This is a genomic window from Nonomuraea recticatena (assembly GCF_039533245.1).
GTDB classification, from domain to species: domain Bacteria; phylum Actinomycetota; class Actinomycetes; order Streptosporangiales; family Streptosporangiaceae; genus Nonomuraea; species Nonomuraea roseola.
This window is the reverse complement of record NZ_BAAATE010000018.1, coordinates 1-20,304: the sequence shown is the minus strand read 5'-3', so window position 1 is coordinate 20,304 and position 20,304 is coordinate 1. Positions and strand designations below refer to the sequence as shown.

Sequence of the window (20,304 nt, the reverse complement as noted above, 5' to 3'; positions counted from 1 at the left end):
CCTCGCGCGTTGGGCAGGGTGGGGGGCGGGTTTTCCGGCGCGCCGGCTTTCAGATGCTCCCCATGTGGAACGCTACCGTCCGTAGGAACGGCGAGAACGGGAAGGACGACCAGCATGGCTACCCTCGAGGAGTGCAGGGCGGCGCTAGGCAAGCTCGTCGAGCAGTTCGACGACATCGACGCGGAGTCAAGGGCCAAGCACGTGGTCGAGCGGACCGTCAGCTGCCGCGTCTCCGACCTCGACGTGATGTTCTACGGCAGGCTGCACCACGACGGCCTCGACCCTTTCGACGAGAAAGCGCCGGTCGACGGCAGGTCCGCCGACGTCAAGCTGACCATCACGAGCGACGACCTGATCGCGCTGGTCGACGGCGAGCTCGACCTGGCGCGCGCCCTCCTGGGCGGCAGGGTCAAGATCGACGCCAGCTTCGGCGACCTGCTGCGCCTGCGCAGGCTGCTGTGACGCCCTTCGCCGGTCTCAGACGCGCAGCGTCTCCAGCGCCGGCTTGAGCGCGTCCTCGTCCATCCGCCCCTCTCCCGCCGCCTTCCACGCCGCCTCGCAGGCCGTCCTCAGCCCCTCGATCCACTCGCCGTCGCCTTCGAGCTGCAGCCTGCCGTCCGACCAGCCGGCCCGCCAGCCCTGCCGCTCCTCGGGATAGGCCCTGTGGAGCGCCGACAGGTCCTCGGCGACGTACGTCGGCCTGTGCGCGGGGGCGGCGGTCAGCAGGTCGCGTGGCGTGGCGACGCCGGTGAGCACGAGCAGGCTGTCGACGCCCGCGTTCGTCGCGCCCTCGATGTCGGTGTCGAGTCTGTCGCCCACCACCAGGGGGCGCTCGGAACCGGTGCGGATCATCGACTCGCGGTGCAGCGGCGGGGCGGGCTTGCCGGCGTAGACCGGCTCGACGCCGGTGGCCGCGGCGATCACCCGCACCATCGCGCCGTTGCCCGGCAGCTCGCCGCGGGCCGTGGGCATCGTGGCGTCCCCGTTGGCCGCCACGAACCAGGCGCCCCGCCGTACGGCGAGCGCGCCCTCGGACAGCAGGCCGTACGACAGGTCGGGCGCGATGCCCTGGACCACGGCCAGGCGCTCGTCGGCGGCCGCGGTCACCGGATGCAGGCCCTGCGCCCTGACGGCCATCCGCAGCCCCGTGCCGCCGACGACCAGCACCGGCGCGCCGGGCGGCACCCGTTCGGCGATCAGCCGGGCGGCGGCCTGCGCCGAGGTGACCACGTCCTCCGCCGTCGCGGGCACTCCCAGGTGGGTCAGGTGCTCGGCGATCGCGGCGGGGCTCCTGGAGGCGTTGTTGGTCACGTAGGCCAGCCTGACCCGCCCTGCGGCCCGCTCCAGCGACTCGGCGGCGTGCGGCACGGCCTGCCTGCCCAGGTAGACGACACCGTCGAGGTCCAGCAGCAACGTGTCGTATCCGTCGATCAGCACCCGCGCCTCTTCTCCGTTTGACTCTCACGCCGCGTGAGACTTTAGCGTCCTGTCTGGAGCTACCCATCACACGACGAAAGGTGAGAAACGTCATGGACAATCCGTACGCCGAGGAGGCGGCAGAGCGCTGGGGCGGGACCGACGCGTGGGCCGAGTCCCAGCGCAGGACCTCCTCCTACAGCGAGGAGGACTGGCGCCGGTGCACGGCCGAATCGGGCGAGATCTCCGCCGGGCTGGCGGCGCTGATGGCCTCGGGGGTGGCCGCTTCCAGCCCCGAGGCCATGGATCTGGCCGAGGAGCACCGCCTGCACATCACGCGCTGGTTCTACGAGTGCGGTTCGGAGATCCACAAGGGACTCGGTGAGATGTACGTGGCCGACCCCCGTTTCACCGCCACCATCGACAGGGCGGCGCCGGGGCTGGCCCTCTACCTGCGTGACGCCATTCTGGCCAACGCCGCGCGTTAGGCCTGCCGTCTGGCGCGCAGGGTCGCGCGCACGCTCCTCAACGCCGACACGTAGTGACGCTCGTCGGGACGCATGGCCGCCGCGATGGCGAGCGGCTCCTGTGCCGCCTCCATGTCACCCGTCCGCCACAGCGCCAGCCCGAGCCCGAAATAGGCGTAGTCCTCGGCCGGGTTGGCGTCGACGATCCAGCGGAAGGTGCGGGCGGCCAGCTCGTACTGTCTGGAGTTGAACTGCGCCCTGGCCAGCGCCTCCCTGATGCTGCGCGAGTCGGGCTCGGCCTCGGCCGCCCGCTCGAGCAGCGCCGCCGCCGCGGCAGGGCTGCCGTCTTTGAGCAGCCCTATCCCGCGCTGGTACCAGTCGTACACGTCCCCGGCGGGAGCCCCCTGACCAGGGGCGGGGGAATCTTCGGGGTCGTTTTTCCCTTGGGTCATGTGTGAGGCCTCCTCAATCGACAGACGACAGATCCGACCGATTCCCTGATGAACCGGGCGCCGCTGCGTCCTTGAAGCAGTTCCTGGGTGATTCAGGCCTTTATGGGAGCATGCCCGGTATGGCGAGTCCTGAACTGCCGGTGCCGGACGGGCTGGTGCTACGCCCGTTCCGTGGCGTCCGTTTCACTGTCGACGATCCCGCCGAGGTGACCTCCCCTCCGTACGATCTGATCTCCGAGAGTGACGTCCAGGATCTCCTGGACGCCCACCCCAACAACGTCGTCCGTCTCATCCTGCCGCGCCCCGGCACCGGCATCCCGTCGGTTCCCGAGGTCGCGCCGGCCTCCGGGGTCGCGCCGGCCGCGCCGTACGGCCAGGCGAGAGACACCCTGCGCGCCTGGCTGGAGTCGGGTGTGCTCATCCGCGACGCCGAGCCCGCGCTCTACGTCTACGAGCAGACCGGTCCAGGCGTGCTCCAGCGCGGCCTCATCGGCGACGTCGGCCTGGCCGCTCCCGAACAGCGCGTCATCCTGCCGCACGAGAACGTCATGCCGGGCCCGGTCGCCGACCGCCTCTCCCTGATGAGCACGACACAGGCGAACCTGGAGCCCATCTTCCTGCTGTACGACGGCGGCGACGGCCCCGCCACCCGCCTGGTCGGCACCGTCGCGGCCACCCGCCCCCCGCTGGTGGAGGCCGTCACAGGCGACGGCGTACGGCACCGCCTGTGGGCCGTCACCGACCCTGACGAGATCGAGCTCATCAACGCCGACCTGCGCCACAGGCAGGCGCTGATCGCCGACGGCCACCACCGCTACGCCACCTACCGGGTGCTGCAGCGCAAGGAGCACGCCGCCCGAGGGTCAGGCGGGCCCTGGGACTTCGGCCTCAGCCTCCTGGTCGACTCCACCGCCTATCCGCCCGACCTCAAGGCGATCCATCGGGTCCTGCCGTCACTGCCCCCCTCCGAGGCCGCCACCAGGGCGAAGGGCTCGTGGCAGGTGCGCGACTTCGACTCGCTGGAGGCCGGTCTCGAGGCGCTGGAGACCGCAGCCGAGCCCGCCTTCCTGCTGGCGGGAGAGGACGGGGGCACGAGCCACCTCCTCACCGACCCCGACCCGCTGCAGCTGGCCCACGCCATGCCCACGGACAGGTCGGCGCGATGGAACGCGCTCAACACCTCGGTGCTGACCGAGTTCGTGCTGCCCAAGGTGTGGGGGATGCAGGACGACGAGCAGGACGTCCGCATCGTGCACCACGATCCCAGGGCGGCGGTACGGCTGGCGGCCCGCACGGGCGGGACGGCGGTGATCCTGAGGCCGTTGGCGGTGGAGGACGTGCTGGCGGTGGCGGCGGAGGGGGAACGCGTGCCCCGCAAGTCCACCTCCTTCGGCCCCAAACCCCGCACCGGCCTGGTCCTGCGCACCTTCGTCTAGCCTGCGTCCGCCCGTCGGGCACACGTCGAGCGGGCCGGGCATCGAGGGCAGCCCTTCACGCAGGCCACATCACGCGGCGCCAGGGTGGGGGCTGTCCTCGCTCGCCCCAGACCGCCGGCGCCGCGTGACCGGGCGCTCGTCCAGCCCCCGGCCTCTCGGTGATCTCGGCCCCCCGGGTCAGCTCAGCGATCACGGCCCCCTGGTCAGCTCGGCGATCCTGGCCCCCTGTCAGCTCGGCGATCCTGGCCCCCTGTCAGCTGGGTGATCTTGACCCCTCGGTCAGCCGCCCGCCAGCTCTTCGGTGGCGACGCGACCCGCGCGCGCCGTGCGGTGGAGGAAGTCGGCGACCACCTCGAGCTCGGCCGCCCCATACCCCGCGCAGATCTCCTCCAGCGACGCGTTCATCCCCGCGTAGAGCCCCAGCAGTTCGGCGTTCCGCTCGCGCAGCGCTCGGACCAGGACGGCCCGGCGGTCCGAAGGGTCGCGCTCACGAGCCACCCAGCCCCCTCGTTCGAGCCGGTCGAGGATGCCCGTCAACGTCGCCGGATGCAGCCCTGCCCGCTTGGCCAGAGCGCTGGGGCTGAGCGGGCCGTACCTGTTGACCAGATCGAGGCAGTCGACGTCGACGTCCTTGAGTTCGAGGCGTCCGCTCACCTGGTGGTCGAGCAGGGAGAGCTGAAGGCTCAGCTCCCGCATCGAGTCTCTGATCGCCGCGTTCAACCGCCGCCGTCGCCGTGCGGCTTCCTCATCATCATCAGATCGTACGGAATTCATATGATACGTTCCTCATATTGTACGGCTTGCGGATGACAGGCTATCGGCAGCGGACGAAGGGGTCAGCCATGATCTTGGTTACCGGAGCGACAGGAGTGGTGGGACGCGAGGCGGCCGGCCTGCTGTCGAGGGAGGGCGTGAAGGTCGCGGCCGTCACCCGCGACCCGTCCACGGCGAACCTGCCAGGCGAGGTCCAGGTGGTGAGCGGGGACCCGTCTCGACCACAGAGCCTGGAGACGGCGCTCGACGGCGTCGACGCCGTACTCCTCAGCCCGCGCGCCGTCGGGAGCGCCACCGCCGACCTGCTGTCGCTCGCCGCCGGGCGTGGCGTGCGCAGGGTGGTGGTCCTGTCGGCCGCCACCGTGGCGCACCCCGCCGGATACCCCCGTTTCTCCGACCACTTCAGGGCGGTCGAGGAGGCCGCCGCGGCCTCCGGACTGCGGTGGACCTTCCTGCGCTGCACGGACTTCGCCTCCAACGCCCTCGCCTGGGCGCCGCAGATCCGCGCGACCGGGGTCGTGCGCGGCGCCTACCCCGAGGCGGCCACATCTCCCATCCACCCGCGCGACATCGCCGCGGTGGCTGTACAGGCTCTGGTGGGCGATCACCACACCGGACGCGCGTACGTCATCAGCGGCCCCGAGTCGCTCACCCAGCGGGACAAGGTCCACCTCATCGCGCAGGCCGTCGGAGGCGAACTGTCCTTCCAGGAACTCGCGCCGGAACAGGTCAGGCAGGGCATGCTCGCCCAGGGACTTCCCGAGGACGTGCCCGACCGGCTGCTCGGCTCGCTGGCCGACTACGCGAAGCAGCCGGGTCCCTGCACGGACACGGTGCGGCAACTCCTCGGCCGCCCTGCCCTGACCTTCGCCGAATGGGCCGACGAGAACGCCGGCGCCTTCCTTCCCTAGCAGCGGGACGCTCCCGGCTTCACGACCACTCCCCTCCGGCACGACGGCGGCCTGCCCACCTCGACCGCGCGCGGGTGGCGAGGGGAACGGCGGCAGGTGCGCGGTGGTCGTGGTCGGCGCTCAGGCGATCGGCTCTTCTCCGGGACGTGGCCGTGGCGCAAGGTCGGCGAAGGGCAGCGGGCAGTCAGGGCAGGTGCAGTGGGTCAGGCTGTCGCAGCCGGCGCTGACCACCTGGGTCAGCGCTTGCCGGATGGTGGTCAGGTCGGCGATCCTCGCGTCCACCTCGGCGATCTTGTCCTGGGCGCGGGCGCGCAGATCCGGGGTGGGGTGGCCACGCCGGCCGGTGTCGATCAGCTCAGCCACCTCCTGCAGGGTGAAGCCGAGCCGCTGGGCGGCTTTGATCACCGTCAGCAGGGTGACGGTCTCGGGCGGGTAGGCGCGATGCCCGCCGGGGCTGCGCGCAGGCTCGGCGATCAGTCCGCGGCGTTCGTAGTAGCGCAGCGTCTGGAGGTTGACCCCGGCCCGCTCGGCCACCTGCCCGCTACGCAGGTACGGCCCGTCGACGTCCTGCCTCACGCCGACCACCCCGCTACCGCTTTCGAAGGCCGCAACCTGTTCGGCCGGCCTGTTCACACCGAGCCCGACGCTGCGCCGGCGCGGGCCTGCAGCGCGTCCAGCACCTCGACCTGCTCCTGCGGCACCGCCACCTCCAGCGTCAGGCCGCCGTCGGCGATGGTCAGGGTGAAGGAGAAGAACGAGCAGCAGCCGTTCTCCCGCGCCGTCAGTTCGGCGGCCCGCGCCGCGTGCTCCGGGCTGAACGTGAGCGTCAGCCGCAACCGCGTACGCTCCGGCCGCGCCAGGGCCTGCACCGCGTCGGCGAACAAGGCGTCGAACTCGGCCACCCGCAGCGGCTGCTCGGCGGTGGGCAGCGTGCACGCCGAGGGCACCCACTCCTGGCCGAAGGCGATGTTCTGCGTCATACCTCGACGGTAAACCTGTACCCCGGTACCGAATGCAAACCCTCAAGCCATAGCGCCACCATCCGGGCCGATCCTCCCAGGAGGCCGGCTCGGCGTCTTCGGCGACTCAGACCGGCGCAAGATCGTGGCTTCCCTGCGTGAGGTCGGTGACCACGACGCAGCCCGGTCGCAGGAAGGCTCGATGCGGCCCATCTGGACTTAGAGTTCGCGCGGATAGGTCACGGGCGCCGGGCGGGCCGTGTGTCCCATCGGTAGGCCGCCCACGCCTTGCGGATCAGGCGCCGGATCACGATGACCGCATTGGCGAGCGCTACCCACGCGGCCTGCACCACCGCACTGCGATCCGTGACGATCGCCAATGACTTGAAGCCCCGTGTGTGCCAGGAGTTTGTTCGTTCGACTACCCACCGGCGGGTGTGGTTGATCGGCACAAACGCGCCCTTTGGGGTGATCTGCCACCCGCAGCCCATCTCGGTCAGCAGGTTGCGGGTCACGCGCGAGTCGTAGCCCGAGTCCAGGTGCACTGTGACCCGGTCGGGCAGATGAGATTTGAAGCGCCCAAGAGTCTCCAGGGTGGGACGTAACAGCGGCGAATCATGCCGGTTGCCGCCGGCGAGCACGCACCCGATCGGGAGCCCGCCGCCTTCGACCAGCAGCGACCGTTTGGTCCCCGATTTTCCGCGGTCCACGGGCGAGGGGCCGGTGTTCTCCCCGCCGCAGGGGGCTTTCACGATGCATCCGTCCACGGCGAGGTTCTCCAAGTCCAGGCCGATGGCCTGGCCATAGGCATCCAGCGCGGCCTGGTGCAGGGCTTCGAAGACTCCTGCGGCTATCCACTCGTCCCGCCGGGACCGCAGCGTGGTAGCGGAGACTTGGTGGTCGGCGTGCTGCTGGTAGGTGCCACCCAGCACGAGCCGGGCCAGGAGCTTGTCGAACACGACCCTGTCCGGGATGAGGGGCCGATGACAGCCCAGCGGATGAGCGACCTGACGGCGTGGGACCAGTGCTTGAACTGCTCCCACAGAGGGTCGGTGATGAATGAAGGCAGGACGGGCACGTGACCTTCTGTTTGACCTTGGTGATCGTGGGCCTGTCCAAGGCTGCGCCCGGCCTGACTGCCGGACGGGCGCAGCCCTGTCCGGCTGTCACCCGAGCGTTTCCTCCATCACCACGGCGGGCATGGAGATCCGCCAGGCGACGAACCCGGCCGCGGCGAGCCCGGCGACGGCCAGGAAGCTACTGGCGAGGAACGGGTCGATGCCGTCCAAGGTAGGAGCAAACCCGATGCCGACGTAGATCGTGATACCGGTGGAACCGCCCAGTTGGTCGGCGGCTCGCTGGACGCCGGAGGCGATGCCAGCGTCGTCTTCAGTCACGCCGGTCACCGCGACGTACTGCAGCCCAACAATCCCGAACCCCATCCCGGCAGCGATGAGCATCATGGCCGGAACCATCGCCAGACCGGTGGCCCCGAGGTAGGCGACCAGAGCAATGACAGCCATCGCCAGCACGGTGAAGCCGATCCCGGCCAGGACACAGGCCCGGGCGCCCCACCGTCCGAGCAGCCGAGGAACCAGCACCGAGGCCACAATCAGGAACACCGCCAGAGGCAGCATCGTCAAACCAGCCTTGAGCGGGCCAGCGCCCAACCGATCCTGCAGATAGTAGGTGAACAGGAGGAACGAGGCGGACAGTGCTGCGCTCAGCAAAGCAGTGGCAAGGTTGGCCAGGACGCGCGGCCGGTTGCGGAAGAACCGCAGCGGCACGAGCGGATTCCGTGAACGGCGCTCGACCCTGACGAACAGGACTCCGGCTGCTACCGCGCCGACCAGCGCCACCGGCGGCAGCCATGGCAGCGTGCTGTCCGCCTCTCCTGCCTCGACGACCCCGAGGGTGAGCAGCAGCGGAGCCGCGATCAGCAGGAGCGAACCAGGAAGGTCCAGGGGTGTGGGCTCGGCAGGCCGTACGCTCGGCACGAGAATGACAGCTGCGGCGAGTACGACCAGGATGAAGGGCACGGACACCAGGAAGATCCACCGCCAGCCGAGCAGCTCGGTGATGATCCCGGAGACCGCGAACCCGAGGACGAGGCCACAGCTCGCGACGGCCGCCCACACGCTCAGTGCCCGCGACCTGCGCGGCCCTTCAGGGAACATGAGCACGATCACTGCCATTGCTGCAGGAAGCGCGATCGCTTCACCGGCACCCTGCAGCAGCCGGGCTGTCACCAGCAGGGCGAAGGATGGCGCGAGCCCGGCCAGCAAGGACGCGGTGCCGAAGAGAGTTGTGCCGAGCAGGAGGATGCGGCGCCTGCCAAGAACGTCGCCCAGCCGGCCGCCGAGCATCAGCAACCCCCCACCGGTGATCGTGTATCCGACCACGACCCAGGTCAGTGCGTGACCATCGACGCCGAAGTCGGCGCCGATCGAGGGCAGGGCGACATTGACCACGGTCACGTCGACCGCGATGAAGAACTGCAGCGTGGCCATGCAACACAGCGCCAGCCACGCACGCACTGGAGACGATCCGTCCCCGCGTGAAAAGGGAATGCCTGAAACCACCGAGTGCTCCGTTGCTCAGAAGAAGTTCTGAGCAGCACGAACGTGCCGCTCCGGTTCGACCACGAAGCGACGAAACGTTCAACAGAAGTGAGACGAACGCCCCGCCGCTAGCGGAGCGTCCTCGTCACTGCGGCACAAGCCGCGCACGAAGCAGCAGACATGTCGCCGATGCTACCGGAGCTGACGGCAGTATGATCCCTTGACGTCACTCCGCCGCAGACCTACCAGCCGCCCCCGCACCACACCCAGTCCCTGTCCCCCGTTACGCCCGGCCGACCCAGCACCGTCGGACCAGATACTGCCTCCTCTTACTCCCGCCTATCCGCGCGACCTCTTATGCGTCCTTCTTGAACTGGATGATCTGGAGGTAGTTCCCGTCGGGGTCCGCGAACGTCCCGAAGCGGCCGGATGGGCGATCCGCGACGGGAGCGAGCCACTCCACGCCGGCCGCCCGCAGCTGCGCCTCGACGGCGTCGAAGTCGTCGACGTGGAAGTTGAGGATCATCCGGCCCGGCTCGTCGTTCTTCGCGCCGACGTCGTCGCGCTGGTCGATGACCAGCAGGAAGCCGCCCAGATCGATCGGCCCCTCACCTTCATGTCCCGGTGCCAGCGCCCTGCGGTACCACTCACGCAGCTCCGCGGGCCGGGTGGTGCCGAGAAGGATGCTGCCGGCTTTCGGTGTGGTCATTGCAGATCTCCATTCGTTGTGTGTGCATGGCTGTTCGGCTGGAAGGTCGCTTCATCGGGATGTCCGAGGCCCTCCCCCGGCCCGCGTACCGATGATTCACGCGTAGGACTTGCCGCGCCCGGCTGCCACGACGGCGGCGCACTCGCGCTCCAGCGCAGGTCGCCGCGCGGGCGCGGATCGTCAGGGACGCGACGCCGGGATACGCGGCCGGCGAGGGCGAGTGGCGGACAGGGCCGGACTCCTCTGCGGACATGGTCTGCGACATGGAGTCGGGGAAGATGTCTTGCTCCTGCTCCTCCACGCCGTTGACGATGGCTCGGGCGACCGACTCAGACGAAGCCTTCGGCGCGTCGAGCCCGCGCGACATCTCGGTGTCGGTCGCGCCGGTGAAGACGGCGTGGACCCTGCCGCCCTGATCGGTGAGGAGCGCCCGCTGCGACCGCGTCAGGGGCTGTGCCGCGTCGGCCACGTCAAGGAACAGGGGCGTGACCCGTTCGTCGGTTTCCGGGGCGTTCCCGCTCTCTTTGGGGTTCGGCTGGCCCGTTCCCGTGTTGATCAGGTTCCGCAAGCTGCCGCCGATGTAGCCGCCCCAGGCGTTGGTGCACACGTCGTAACACTCGTACTGCGGGACCAGTCCGACGTGGGTGAAGTGGATCTCGGCGCCGCCCTCCTTCTCGGAGATCTCGAAGACGACCTCGGTGTCCTTCCATTCGGCCTGGTCGTCGATGAAGTCGAAGTAGTTGTCCAGCACCCGCCATGCGACCTTCCGGCCGGGCACGAGTTCGGTGACGCGGACCCTGCATCGGTGGACGTCCTTGTAGTGGTAGTCGAACTCGCCGCCGACCTGGTCGGTGACGCCCTCGACCTCTTGCGACCACCAGCCGCGGACGTCGGTGATGGCCTGGAAGGCCTCCTGGGGAGTCCGGTCCACCGAGAAGGTGGTAGTGAAGTTCTGATCTGCTTGCATCATGCAAGTCACCGTAACCGAGGCGCTTTCATGATGCAAGCGCCCTCTGTAGGATCGGGTGCATGCTGGGGAAGACCTACGAGTCGCAGGAGTGTTCGATCGCACGCTCGCTGGAGGTGATCGGCGAGCGCTGGAGCCCGCTGATCATCCGTGACGCCCTGTTCTCGGGGGCGACCCGCTTCAGCGACTTCCAGCGCAACCTGGGCATCGCGACCAACATCCTCAAGGCCCGGCTCGACGGCTTCGTCGAGGCCGGGATCATGCGACGCCACAGGTACTCCGAGCAGTCCGAACTGTATGAGTACGTGGTGACCGACAAGGGGCGTGCGCTCGCGCCCACGCTGGTCGCGCTCTCCGAGTGGGGCGACCGGTGGGCGAGCGACGGGGAGCCGCCGATCCTCTACACGCACGCGGTGTGCGGCACCGGGGTCACCCAGGAGACGGTGTGCGCCCACTGCGGTCGCGTGGACGACCCGGCCGAGATCCAGTCCACGATCGGGCCCGGCATGCCCGCCGAACGCTTACCACGGCAGGCTTGACCGTGCGTCGATGCACCGGTTTTCTTTACCAGCAGTCCATGTCGCGCAAGCGACCATCCACGGCCCCGCGGCAGCCCTCCGCTCGTCTTCACCAGCAGTCATGTCAGGCAAGCGGACATCCACGGACCCGTGGCCAGCTTCCGCTCGCCTTCACCAGCAGGCCATGTCAGGCGGGTGCGAAACATCCAGAGACCTGTGGCCGGCTTCTACCGTGTTCCGGCGGCACACCTCGAAAGGACGCGCAGCGATGGCTCTCGAGATCATCCAACCCGAAAATCTGGACCACCCGAAGACCTACAGCCACGTCATCGTCGCGACCGGCGGCCGGATGGCGTTCATCGCCGGCCAGATGTCCGACGACCGCAACGGCGACCTGGTGGCTCACGGCGATCTGGCAGCCCAGGCCCGGCAGGTGTTCGCCAATCTCGGGCGCGCCCTTGCCGCCGCGGGCGCCCGTCCCGACCAAGTCACCAAGATCACGATCTACGTGGTGGGACACCGCAGGGAGTACCTGCCCGTCATCGAGGAGGCGAGGGTCGAGCTGTTCGGCGATCACAAGCCCACCGACACCCTGCTCGGCGTGGAGACGCTGGCCGCCCCCGGCTACCTGATCGAGGTCGACGCGATCGCGGTGCTCGACTGAGCCCAGGTCAGCGTGGTCGATCACGCCGAGCTCGTCGCCGACTTCCAGGGCGCGGGGTGAACCGCCTTGGCACGGGAGGCGGCGCCGCAATGTTCGGCACGGGAGGCGGCGCCGCAACGCTCAGCCGCGGAGGTGGCGCCGCAATGCTCGGCCTGGGAAGCTGCGCCGTAGCGCTCGCCCGGGGAGGCTGCGCCGGAATGCACGCCCGGGGAGGCGGCGCCGGAATGCACGTGACCCTGCCTGACGAGACGGACGGCGACACCCGGGGGGCCGGGTCGTAGACGCAGGTCAGGCCGGTGGCGCAGGAGCAGACGACGCGGACGGAGCCCCAGTCACCCCCAGCAGCGGCAGCCACACCTCGTCCACCACCTCGACGATCGAACCGCCCAACACCGGGCGCATCATCATGGGCATGTCGTGGCGCAACAGGTCCCACGGCAGGTTCACCACGCGGGACGCGCGAGGCACGTCCGGCAGCTCGCCGCGCTCGACCGCGCGGGCGACGATCGTCTCGAAGACGGTCGCCTGACCCGGCGGAAGGAGGGTGTTGCGCAGCTCGCTGAGACTGGTACCGGTACGGAAGGAGCGTGTCGCGCGGCTCGCTGGGACTGGTACCGGTGTCGCGAAAGTAATCCACCAGCTGCACGCTCATCAACGTGATCATGCCTGCGCGGTCAGCGTCGGTGTTGCGCAGGAAGCCGATCGCGTCATCGCGGAGACTGCCTGTGTCGGGCACCGCGATCGGCTGCCAGAACTTGGTGAGAGTGGCCAGCAGCAGGTCGTCGCCCTGCGGCCAGCGCCGGTAGAGCACAGGACGACTTGTGCCGGCGCGGACGGCGACCGCTTCGTAGGTGAAGCCTTGATATCCGTGCTCGACCAGCACGTCCCATGCCCTTGAATGACCGAGTGCGCCGCGTGCCCGCGACCACCGACGCCGCCCCAGCACCCGCATTGCTCATCCGACCCGACTGCATGTCGCCTGGGCAGGCGCCGACCCCGACAGCCTGAAGACGGCCCTCACCCGCTGGTTCAGCCCGAGTTGAGAGCCCACCCTCTCCGGACCCACACACCAGTGCGGATGAGGACGCGCCGCATCAATGAGCACGCCTTCGCATCCCGCGCGACGAAGCAGTCGCCCTGTCGTCGGGGTCATATTCCGACGGTTGGAGCAATACGCCTCGAAGGAGGGAGTGGCTGGCTCGGTCAAGGCGAGCGCTGAGCCCCTCGCGTTGCCCGCCCTCACGCGTAGCCTTCGGGATCTTGCTTCAGCGCGCGCCCCTACGTACATGGTCCTGTAGGCGGGTGCCACAAAGCGGCTGGTTAGGATCCTTCGGTTATGGACGCGAGCGCAGTGGCAGACGAGAGACACCGACCGGAACGGCAGGCGTCCCGGCCTGAGCCCGGCGCTCCCCTGGATTGGGCGATGCGGCCCGCGGAGATGGCAGACGTCGAGACGATCGCGGAGCTACGGGCGACCGTCCTGCGGGACGACCTGGAGCGGCTGGGCCGGTTCGACGAGCATCGAGTCCGGCAGCGGCTACGGGACTCCTTCTCGTCGCGGCACACCTTGGTGATCACGGTCGGCGGCGCGTTCGCAGGCTGTGTCACCCTGCGACGGCCGAGGACGGACACTGGCTCGAACACTTCTACCTCGCTCCGGAGCTCCAGGGTCAGGGGATCGGTTCCGCAGTGCTGCGCCGCCTCCTCGATCGGACTGATGCCGAGGATGCCTCCATGCGACTGATCGTCCTGCGGGGCAGCGCCGCACAGCGGCTGTACGAGCGCCACGGATTCACGGTGGAGCACGCTGACCCCATCGACGTCTCCATGGTGCGGCGGCCGAGCACTCCCGCCAGATGACGTGATTCGCGTCCTTCACCCCGTGGACGCGAGGTATGCCACCGGTCGCGGCGGAGTGCCCGCCACATCGGACGGCGCCTTCACAGGGTTGTCCGGAGTGGCGGTGTCCTGAGGGTGAGCCCTGGGCGAGGCTCCAGCTGTCGGAGTCGGCCGGCGCGCTTCTGAACCGGCGGCTTGGGCCGTGGAGACCGGCTGGGGGGTCACTGGGGAAGTTCCATCTGTCGACACCTGACGATCGGCCGTGGCGGCGGACTGCGCGCTGCCGGCCTCGATCATGGGTCCCGTCGTCGGGACTGCTGGGCTCAGAGCGGAGGCGGCGGCCGACGTGGAGAGCGTGTGGTCGACCTCCGGCTGGATCCCCTTTCCTGGGGCTTGCGGCGGGTAGGGCGCGGGCAGCCGGGGCCTGGTGAGGTGAGGCTTGGCGAGGTCACCAGTGAGGTCTGCGGCGCTGGTCACCGTGGCACCCGATGAACAGAGCTCTGACGTCGCATCGGCCCCCAGGAAGGGCTCGGAGGCGACGTCTACCGAAGAGCGACACGCAGGCGTGACATCCGGCGTTGAGCCTGGCTCGGGTGCGGCATCGACCGCTGCACGAGGCTCGGACGCCACATCGGCCCCTGGGAGAGGCTCAGATGCGACGTCTACCGAAGGACGAAGCGCAGGCGCGACATCCACCCTAGGCCGACACGCGGGCGCAACATCCAGCGATGCACCTGGCTCAAGTGCCATATCGGACGCTGCGCGAGGTCCTGGCGCCACATTGGCCACCGGCAAGGGCTCCGATGGGATCTCAGCCTCGGTGCGGGGCTTGGGAGTGGAGGGCATCAGGAGGACCGGGGCGGCTGGGCGGTCGGCACCGGCGGTCAGCTTTTCCGTGGTGGCCGGGGGATTCGCCGATGGTTGCATCGCCACGAGCGCCACCGCGTGGACTTCCACTTCGTATCGCCAGCTCTTCGCCGAGGGCGGGCCGTAGATTCTGCACCGAAGCGCCCCTCTGATCTCCATCGGATCTCGCGGTCGCATCGCCTTCACCATGGCCGCCACCTCAGCGTCGAACGTGACGCACTGGATGGTGTCGACGAAGCCGCCCCGCCGTACCAGAGGACGGCGACGGACGATGACGCGCCACTTGGTCAGAGTGTCGCCACTGGGCATGGCGCGCTCGTCCGGGCTGGCGGACAGGCGACCCACCAGCGTCACGTCGTTGCGGTCCACGTGATCCTCCTCCTGGAACGGCGCGGCCCGCGGGGGCTGCGCTTGTCGGGGGACCACTCTTTACGATGTGGTGAAGGCCGGAGCGGACAGAATGCCGTTCTGGGGACAGCGGTTCGGCTCGGGAGAGTGGCTGTGGACAACATCACCGCGCTCGGCGGCGACGTCTATGAGATCGACACGCGGATGGCCGGGTATGCCGGAATCACGGCCGGCTACCTCATCCTCGGAGACCGGCCATGCCTGGTCGAGACCGGCACGTCGACGTCCGCGCCGGTGGTGCGCGACGCGCTGGCCTCGCTCGGCGTCGGCCCCGACGACCTGGCGACCGTCGTCGTCACCCACATCCACCTCGACCACGCAGGCGGCGTGGGAGACATCGCGGGGTTCTTCCCGCAGGCGCAGATCGTGGTGCACGAGAAGGGTGCGCGGCATCTGGCCGATCCGTCCAGGCTCATGGCGAGCGCACGAATGGTGTGGGGTGACCGGCTCGACACGTTGTTCGGGGAGTTGTCCCCCACGGAGTCGGAGCGCATCGTCGCCCTGGGCGACACCGGCGCCATCGACCTGGGCAACGGCCGGACGCTGTCCAGCCACTACTCCCCCGGCCATGCCAAGCACCATGTCGGCCTGGTCGACTCCGCCACCGGCGACCTGTACGTCGGCGACGCGGCAGGCGTCTACCTGCCGCAGACTGGCGATTTGCGTCCCGCGACCCCGCCGCCGGACTTCGACCTCCAGACCGCCCTCGACTCGATCGCCCTGTTCCAGGCCCTGGGTCCGCAGCGGCTCCTTTTCAGCCATTACGGCCCCGTCGGTGCGGTTCAGGAGACTCTCGAGCGCTCCGCGGAGGAGCTACGCGTCTGGGTGGATCTCACCAAGCAGGCCCACCAGGAGGGCATGGACCTCGACCACGCCGTCGCCATGGTCCGCGATCGCACCCGCGAGCGGTACACCGCTCTCAAGTCCGACGACGAGACGGCCGAGCAGTTCGAACTGCTCAGCGGGGCGCCGTCCAACGTCGCAGGCATCCTTCACTGGCTGAACAAGGTCTCCCCGTAAGCCCGGAAGGTACGGCTCACAGAATCCGTGTAGCCAACGCGGCGCGTCGTGCCCCGGGAAGGGCGGCTCGGTCCAGCGGATCCGCGCAGCGAACCCGACGCGCCGCCGCACCGGGGAAGTACCGCTCGGCCCACGTAATCTGCGCAGCCAACGCGGCGAGCCCTACCCCCAGGACGGTACGGCTCGACCCAGCGGATCCGCACAGCGAACCCGACGCGCCGCCATACCAGGAAGTACGGCTCGGCCCAGACGATCCGTGTAGCGAACGCGGCTGCGCCGTACCGAAGAGATATCGGTACGGCGCAGCCCACGATCACTTCTTGTCTTCGGAGTCCTCGGGGTCGTCGAGGATGTCACCGAAGTTGGGCTCGATGAACGCGGGACCGATGCCGGCCTTCGCGGGCTCGCTCTCGCCCGACGTCGCCGGCGCCTTGGCCGCCTTGGCCTCCGTCGATGTCGTCGATCCCTTCGTGGAGTCGGCGAGCTCTCCGTCGAGATCCTCCTCCAGATCGTCGAAGTCGTCGTCGGAGTCGTCGGAGTCGTCGTCCGTGCCCTCGACGTCGCCGTCCGACTCGTCAGCGTCATCGACGTCGTCAATGTCGTCCGAAGCCTCGTCGACCGGCTCCTCGTCGGAGTCGACCTCCGCGAGCTCCTCCTCGTCGTCGAAGTCGACCAGCGAGGAAGCGGCTACCTCAGAGCCAGAGACGTCCGCAGAAGGGGCGTCACCGGCCGAGGGCTCCTCGTCCTCGTCGTCGTCATCGTCGAGGACGTCGGAAGGCTGCCTGGCCTCCGCCGCCCCGTCCTGCGCATCGCCCTCGTCATCGAGAACGTCGCCGAACTCCTCGTCGTCGGCCTGCATGCCCCTGGTGCCCTCATCGGCACCCTCGACATCCTCGGCGTCCTCGTCGGCGTCCTCGAAGTCCTCTTCGATGTCCTCGATCACCGCGCCGGTGAGCTCGGCGTACCGCTCGGCGGCGTCCGTCTCACCGTCCTCGTCGAAGGCCATCGCCTTGGCGAACCAGTCCGTCGCCGCGTCCTGGTGACCCGCCTCGGCGAGCGCGTCGGCGTAGGCGAACGCCAGCCTGGCCGACCACGGACGCGCGTTGGTGTCGCGCAGCTCGGGCAGCCGCTGGAGGGTGATGACGGCGGCGTCGTGCTGGCCGAGGTCGCGGCGGGCGCCGGACTCCACGATGGCCAGCTCGATGCGTCCCGCTCTGTCGAGGCGCTCGGCCTCGGGCGAGCGCACCAGGTCGAGGGCGCGCTCGGGACGGCCCATACCCCGCTCGCAGTCGGCCATGATCGGCAGGTAGGCGTCGGAGCCCGTCATCCTGCGCGCGGCACGCAGATCGCTCAGCGCCTCGGAGAAGTTCCCCGCGCGGTAGGCGACGATGCCCGCCGCCTCACGGACGACGCCGATGCGGGCGGCGAACCTGCGGGCGACCTTGGTGTGCTCGTGCGCCCTGTCGGTGTCGTCCTCGACCAGCGCGCGCTCGGCGGCGACGAGGTGACGCCCCACGATCTCGGCGAGGTCGAGCGGCAGCGAGCGCAGCTCGTCACGGACGTCCTTGTCGAGCTCGTCGAGCGTGATGTCCGGCGGAATGTCGGGCAGCTGCTCGCGACGGGGAGCCTCCTCCTCGCGCTCGTCCCTGCCGAACCTGGCCCTGGACGCCGCGGGAGGACGATCCGCCGACCCGCGAGAGTCACGGGAGAACGGCCGGTCCTCGCGTCCGCGGAACCCACCCTGCGGACGGTCGTCACGGTCGCGGAACCCGCCACCCTGCGGCCTGTCACGGAACCCGCCACCCTGGGGACGGTCACCCTGCGGGCGGTCCTCACGGCCCCGGTAGCCGCCACCCTGCGGACGGTCCTCGCGCGAGGCGTACCCGCGGTCGTCCCTGTTCTGGAACGGACGAGAAGAACGCGGCCTGTCATCCCCACGAGGAGCACCACCGCGATCGTCACGATCCCGGTAGCCGCCACCCTGCGGACGGTCGTCACGACCGCGGTACCCACCGCCGCCCTGCGGGCGGTCACGGAAACCGCCACCCTGAGGACGGTCACCCTGCGGGCGGTCGTCACGGCCACGGTAGCCGCCCCCACCCTGGGGACGGTCACGGAAGCCACCGCCCTGAGGACGGTCACGGAAACCGCCCCTCTCGTCGCGGTCGCGGGGCGCCCGGTCGTCGCGGTCACGGAACCCGCCGCCCTGCGGCCTGTCGCGGAAGCCACCGCCCTGAGGACGGTCACGGTACCCGCCACCCTGGGGACGGTCACCCTGCGGACGGTCGTCACGGCCTCTGTACCCGCCGCCCTGGGGGCGGTCACCGTACCCAGCGCCCTGCGGCCTGTCACGGAACCCACCACCCTGCGGACGGTCATCGCGATCGCGGAACCCGCCACCCTGCGGACGGTCACGGTAGCCGCCACCCTGCGGGCGGTCGTCGCGACCGCGGTAGCCGCCACCCTGGGGACGGTCACCCTGCGGGCGGTCCTCACGGCCCCGGTAGCCGCCACCCTGCGGACGGTCCTCGCGCGAGGCGTACCCGCGGTCGTCCCTGTTCTGGAACGGACGAGAAGAACGCGGCCTGTCATCCCCACGAGGAGCACCACCGCGATCGTCACGATCCCGGTAGCCGCCACCCTGCGGACGGTCGTCACGACCGCGGTACCCACCGCCGCCCTGCGGGCGGTCACGGAAACCGCCACCCTGAGGACGGTCGCCACCCTGGGGCCGGTCATCACGACCACGATATCCGCCACCCTGCGGACGGTCGTCACGACCGCGGTACCCACCGCCACCCTGCGGGCGGTCACGGAAGCCACCGCCCTGAGGACGGTCGCCACCCTGGGGCCGGTCATCACGACCACGGTAGCCGCCACCCTGCGGACGGTCACGGAAGCCGCCGCCGCCCTGGGGACGGTCATCGCGTCCCCGGTAGCCGCCCCTGTCGTCACGCCCCTGGTAACCACCACGAGGACGGTCGTCGCGTGACGAGCCGCCTCTGTCATCGCGCCGCGGATAGCCGCCGCGCTCGTCGCGACCCTGGGAGCCGCCCTGCGGCCGGTCGCCGGACCTGAACGGCCGGTCGCCGCGGGGCTGTCCCTGCCCGCGCTCGCCGTACGAACGCCTCTCCCCGTCGCGGGGCGTGTCCCCGCCCTGGCCGCTCTGCTCGCGGCGGCCCTCGCCGTCCGATCCGTTATCTCTGTTCACTTCTAGGTCCATTTCGTTGGCTCACTCAGCGGACACGTGCTCCAACGCGACGGTCCACCGTGGCTGATCGCTGCCCATTTCGGGCCTTACGCGACGAAGGCCACCCGTGGTTGAGGGTGGCCAGGCCCCTTCAGCCTAGCAAGTCCCCGCATGTCCCCGCGCCTCAAGGGCTCACCGCGAAAAGCGTTCGCCCCCGCGAGCCCCTCAAGACGACAATGGCGGCCATGTCACTGCGCTTCCACGAGATCGCCGAATCCCGGCACCGCATCCTCAATCCGATCACCGACGCCAAGCTCGACCTGCTCGGCGAGATCTGCCGCATCAGAGAGGGCGCCCGCCAGCTCGACCTCGCCTGTGGCAAGGCGGAGATGCTCAGCCGCTGGTCGGCGCGCTACGGGCTGTCCGGCGTGGGCGTGGACATCAGCGAGGTCTTTCTCGCCGCCGCCCGTGAGCGCGCGAAGGAGCTGGGCGTCTCCGACCGCCTGACCTTCGTCCATGGCGACGCGGGCGGCTACACGACCGAGGAGCGCTTCGACCTGGTCTCCTGCATCGGCGCCACCTGGATCGGTGGTGGACTGACAGGCACCCTCGACCTGATGCGTCCGATGCTCCGCCCCGACGGCCTGGCGCTGGTCGGCGAGCCTTACTGGATCGGCGACCCGCCCGCCTCCGCGCTGAAGGAGCAGGAGGGCTTCACCACGCTGGCCGGCACCGACGACCGCTTCGAGGCGGCGGGGTTCGAACTGGTGGAGATGGTGCTGGCCGACCCCGACAGCTGGGACCGCTACATGGCCAGTCAGTGGCTGACGTTGAGCGACTGGCTGCTGGCCAACCCCGACGACGCCGATGCCCCAGCTCTGCGCGACTTCCTGCGCCAGAGCCGCCGCTCCCACCTCGAGTACGGCAGGCAGCACCTCGGCTGGGGCGTCTTCGTGCTGCGCCCGAAGGCCCAGGACAGGACATAGTGGACGCCGACGGCGTGTAGGAAAACAAAAAAGGGCCACCCCTGTAACGGGGTGGCCCTTTTGAAGATTGCGCGGCGGCGACCTACTCTCCCACACCCTCCCGAGTGCAGTACCATCGGCGCTGCAGAGCTTAACTTCCGGGTTCGGAATGTAACCGGGT

21 protein-coding genes, 1 rRNA gene and 2 pseudogenes are annotated in these 20,304 nt (G+C 69.7%); 10 read left to right on the top strand and 14 right to left on the bottom strand.

The genetic code is table 11. From position 1 onward, the window contains the following. Positions 1-114 precede the first annotated feature (114 nt). Positions 115-462 (top strand): SCP2 sterol-binding domain-containing protein, encoded by a 348-nt coding sequence (locus ABFX50_RS29485; protein ID WP_346150787.1) that lies wholly within the window; start codon positions 115-117, stop codon positions 460-462. Between the two features lie 15 nt (positions 463-477). Here the strand turns inward: ABFX50_RS29485 and ABFX50_RS29480 are convergent, their stop codons facing one another. Further along, positions 478-1,437 (bottom strand): HAD-IIA family hydrolase, encoded by a 960-nt coding sequence (locus ABFX50_RS29480; protein ID WP_346150785.1) that lies wholly within the window; start codon positions 1,435-1,437, stop codon positions 478-480. A 92-nt stretch (positions 1,438-1,529) separates the two neighbouring features. Between ABFX50_RS29480 and ABFX50_RS29475 the strand changes: the two genes are divergently transcribed. Next, a complete protein-coding gene (locus tag ABFX50_RS29475) occupies positions 1,530-1,904 on the top strand; it encodes a TipAS antibiotic-recognition domain-containing protein (RefSeq protein WP_346150783.1) in 375 nt (124 codons plus the stop codon). On the opposite strand, the gene ABFX50_RS29470 is transcribed toward ABFX50_RS29475, so the two are convergent. Further along, the gene (locus ABFX50_RS29470) at positions 1,901-2,335 is read right to left on the bottom strand and encodes a tetratricopeptide repeat protein (RefSeq protein WP_183662065.1); all 435 of its coding nucleotides are present in this window, start codon (positions 2,333-2,335) and stop codon (positions 1,901-1,903) included. The two genes, ABFX50_RS29475 and ABFX50_RS29470, sit on opposite strands and share 4 nt — an antisense overlap. A 119-nt stretch (positions 2,336-2,454) precedes the next feature. Here ABFX50_RS29470 and ABFX50_RS29465 point away from each other — a divergent pair, with 119 nt between their 5' ends. After that, on the top strand, positions 2,455-3,771 hold the full coding sequence (locus tag ABFX50_RS29465; protein WP_346150781.1) for a DUF1015 family protein: 1,317 nt from the start codon (positions 2,455-2,457) through the stop codon (positions 3,769-3,771). 279 nt (positions 3,772-4,050) lie between these two features. On the opposite strand, the gene ABFX50_RS29460 is transcribed toward ABFX50_RS29465, so the two are convergent. After that, positions 4,051-4,467 carry a MarR family transcriptional regulator gene (locus ABFX50_RS29460; RefSeq protein WP_221242572.1) on the bottom strand — a complete coding sequence of 139 codons (417 nt, stop codon included), beginning with the start codon at positions 4,465-4,467 and terminating at the stop codon, positions 4,051-4,053. Positions 4,468-4,613: 146 nt separating this feature from the next. On the opposite strand from ABFX50_RS29460, the gene ABFX50_RS29455 reads away from it, so the two are divergent. Continuing rightward, the gene (locus ABFX50_RS29455; protein WP_346150779.1) at positions 4,614-5,456 is read left to right on the top strand and encodes an NAD(P)H-binding protein; all 843 of its coding nucleotides are present in this window, start codon (positions 4,614-4,616) and stop codon (positions 5,454-5,456) included. A gap of 120 nt (positions 5,457-5,576) precedes the next feature. On the opposite strand, the gene ABFX50_RS29450 is transcribed toward ABFX50_RS29455, so the two are convergent. From ABFX50_RS29450 to ABFX50_RS29425, 6 genes and pseudogenes are all read right to left on the bottom strand, one after another. Beyond that, the gene (locus ABFX50_RS29450; protein WP_346150777.1) at positions 5,577-6,032 is read right to left on the bottom strand and encodes a MerR family transcriptional regulator; all 456 of its coding nucleotides are present in this window, start codon (positions 6,030-6,032) and stop codon (positions 5,577-5,579) included. 53 nt (positions 6,033-6,085) lie between these two features. Further along, the gene (locus tag ABFX50_RS29445) at positions 6,086-6,436 is read right to left on the bottom strand and encodes a hypothetical protein (protein WP_346150775.1); all 351 of its coding nucleotides are present in this window, start codon (positions 6,434-6,436) and stop codon (positions 6,086-6,088) included. A 218-nt stretch (positions 6,437-6,654) separates the two neighbouring features. Beyond that, positions 6,655-7,493: pseudogene (locus tag ABFX50_RS29440) on the bottom strand (IS5 family transposase). An 88-nt stretch (positions 7,494-7,581) separates the two neighbouring features. Beyond that, the gene (locus tag ABFX50_RS29435; protein ID WP_346150773.1) at positions 7,582-8,925 is read right to left on the bottom strand and encodes an MFS transporter; all 1,344 of its coding nucleotides are present in this window, start codon (positions 8,923-8,925) and stop codon (positions 7,582-7,584) included. Between the two features lie 406 nt (positions 8,926-9,331). Then, entirely contained in the window at positions 9,332-9,685 is a 354-nt protein-coding gene (locus ABFX50_RS29430; protein WP_346150771.1) for a VOC family protein, read from the bottom strand. Next, entirely contained in the window at positions 9,624-10,655 is a 1,032-nt protein-coding gene (locus tag ABFX50_RS29425) for an SRPBCC domain-containing protein (protein WP_346150769.1), read from the bottom strand. The genes ABFX50_RS29430 and ABFX50_RS29425 overlap by 62 nt, the downstream gene beginning before the upstream one ends. A 59-nt stretch (positions 10,656-10,714) precedes the next feature. On the opposite strand from ABFX50_RS29425, the gene ABFX50_RS29420 reads away from it, so the two are divergent. After that, the gene (locus tag ABFX50_RS29420) at positions 10,715-11,191 is read left to right on the top strand and encodes a winged helix-turn-helix transcriptional regulator (protein WP_346150766.1); all 477 of its coding nucleotides are present in this window, start codon (positions 10,715-10,717) and stop codon (positions 11,189-11,191) included. A 247-nt stretch (positions 11,192-11,438) separates the two neighbouring features. Next, positions 11,439-11,834, top strand: coding sequence for a RidA family protein (locus ABFX50_RS29415; RefSeq protein ID WP_346150765.1), 396 nt, complete (start codon positions 11,439-11,441; stop codon positions 11,832-11,834). Positions 11,835-12,122: 288 nt separating this feature from the next. Here ABFX50_RS29415 and ABFX50_RS51820 read toward each other — a convergent pair whose 3' ends face one another. Next, positions 12,123-12,341, bottom strand: coding sequence for a TetR family transcriptional regulator C-terminal domain-containing protein (locus tag ABFX50_RS51820; RefSeq protein WP_487047384.1), 219 nt, complete (start codon positions 12,339-12,341; stop codon positions 12,123-12,125). Between the two features lie 271 nt (positions 12,342-12,612). Beyond that, positions 12,613-12,786: pseudogene (locus ABFX50_RS51425) on the bottom strand (helix-turn-helix domain-containing protein); the annotation flags it as partial. Between the two features lie 464 nt (positions 12,787-13,250). Between ABFX50_RS51425 and ABFX50_RS29410 the strand changes: the two are divergent. Further along, positions 13,251-13,694, top strand: a complete 444-nt coding sequence (locus ABFX50_RS29410; RefSeq protein WP_346150763.1) for a GNAT family N-acetyltransferase — start codon at positions 13,251-13,253, stop codon at positions 13,692-13,694. A 15-nt stretch (positions 13,695-13,709) separates the two neighbouring features. Here the strand turns inward: ABFX50_RS29410 and ABFX50_RS51420 are convergent, their stop codons facing one another. Beyond that, on the bottom strand, positions 13,710-14,894 hold the full coding sequence (locus tag ABFX50_RS51420) for a single-stranded DNA-binding protein (RefSeq protein WP_379506763.1): 1,185 nt from the start codon (positions 14,892-14,894) through the stop codon (positions 13,710-13,712). A 147-nt stretch (positions 14,895-15,041) separates the two neighbouring features. On the opposite strand from ABFX50_RS51420, the gene ABFX50_RS29405 reads away from it, so the two are divergent. Further along, positions 15,042-15,968 (top strand): MBL fold metallo-hydrolase, encoded by a 927-nt coding sequence (locus tag ABFX50_RS29405; RefSeq protein ID WP_346150761.1) that lies wholly within the window; start codon positions 15,042-15,044, stop codon positions 15,966-15,968. Between the two features lie 313 nt (positions 15,969-16,281). On the opposite strand, the gene ABFX50_RS29400 is transcribed toward ABFX50_RS29405, so the two are convergent. Next, on the bottom strand, positions 16,282-17,484 hold the full coding sequence (locus tag ABFX50_RS29400; RefSeq protein WP_346150759.1) for a hypothetical protein: 1,203 nt from the start codon (positions 17,482-17,484) through the stop codon (positions 16,282-16,284). Here ABFX50_RS29400 and ABFX50_RS29395 point away from each other — a divergent pair. Together ABFX50_RS29395 and ABFX50_RS29390 are read left to right on the top strand one after the other, a co-directional pair. After that, positions 17,422-18,960, top strand: coding sequence for a hypothetical protein (locus ABFX50_RS29395; RefSeq protein ID WP_346150757.1), 1,539 nt, complete (start codon positions 17,422-17,424; stop codon positions 18,958-18,960). The genes ABFX50_RS29400 and ABFX50_RS29395 overlap by 63 nt on opposite strands. Before the next feature lie 443 nt (positions 18,961-19,403). After that, positions 19,404-20,144 (top strand): SAM-dependent methyltransferase, encoded by a 741-nt coding sequence (locus ABFX50_RS29390; protein WP_346150755.1) that lies wholly within the window; start codon positions 19,404-19,406, stop codon positions 20,142-20,144. Positions 20,145-20,213: 69 nt separating this feature from the next. Here ABFX50_RS29390 and rrf read toward each other — a convergent pair. Further along, positions 20,214-20,304: ribosomal RNA gene (gene rrf / locus ABFX50_RS29385) — 5S ribosomal RNA — on the bottom strand; the annotation flags it as partial.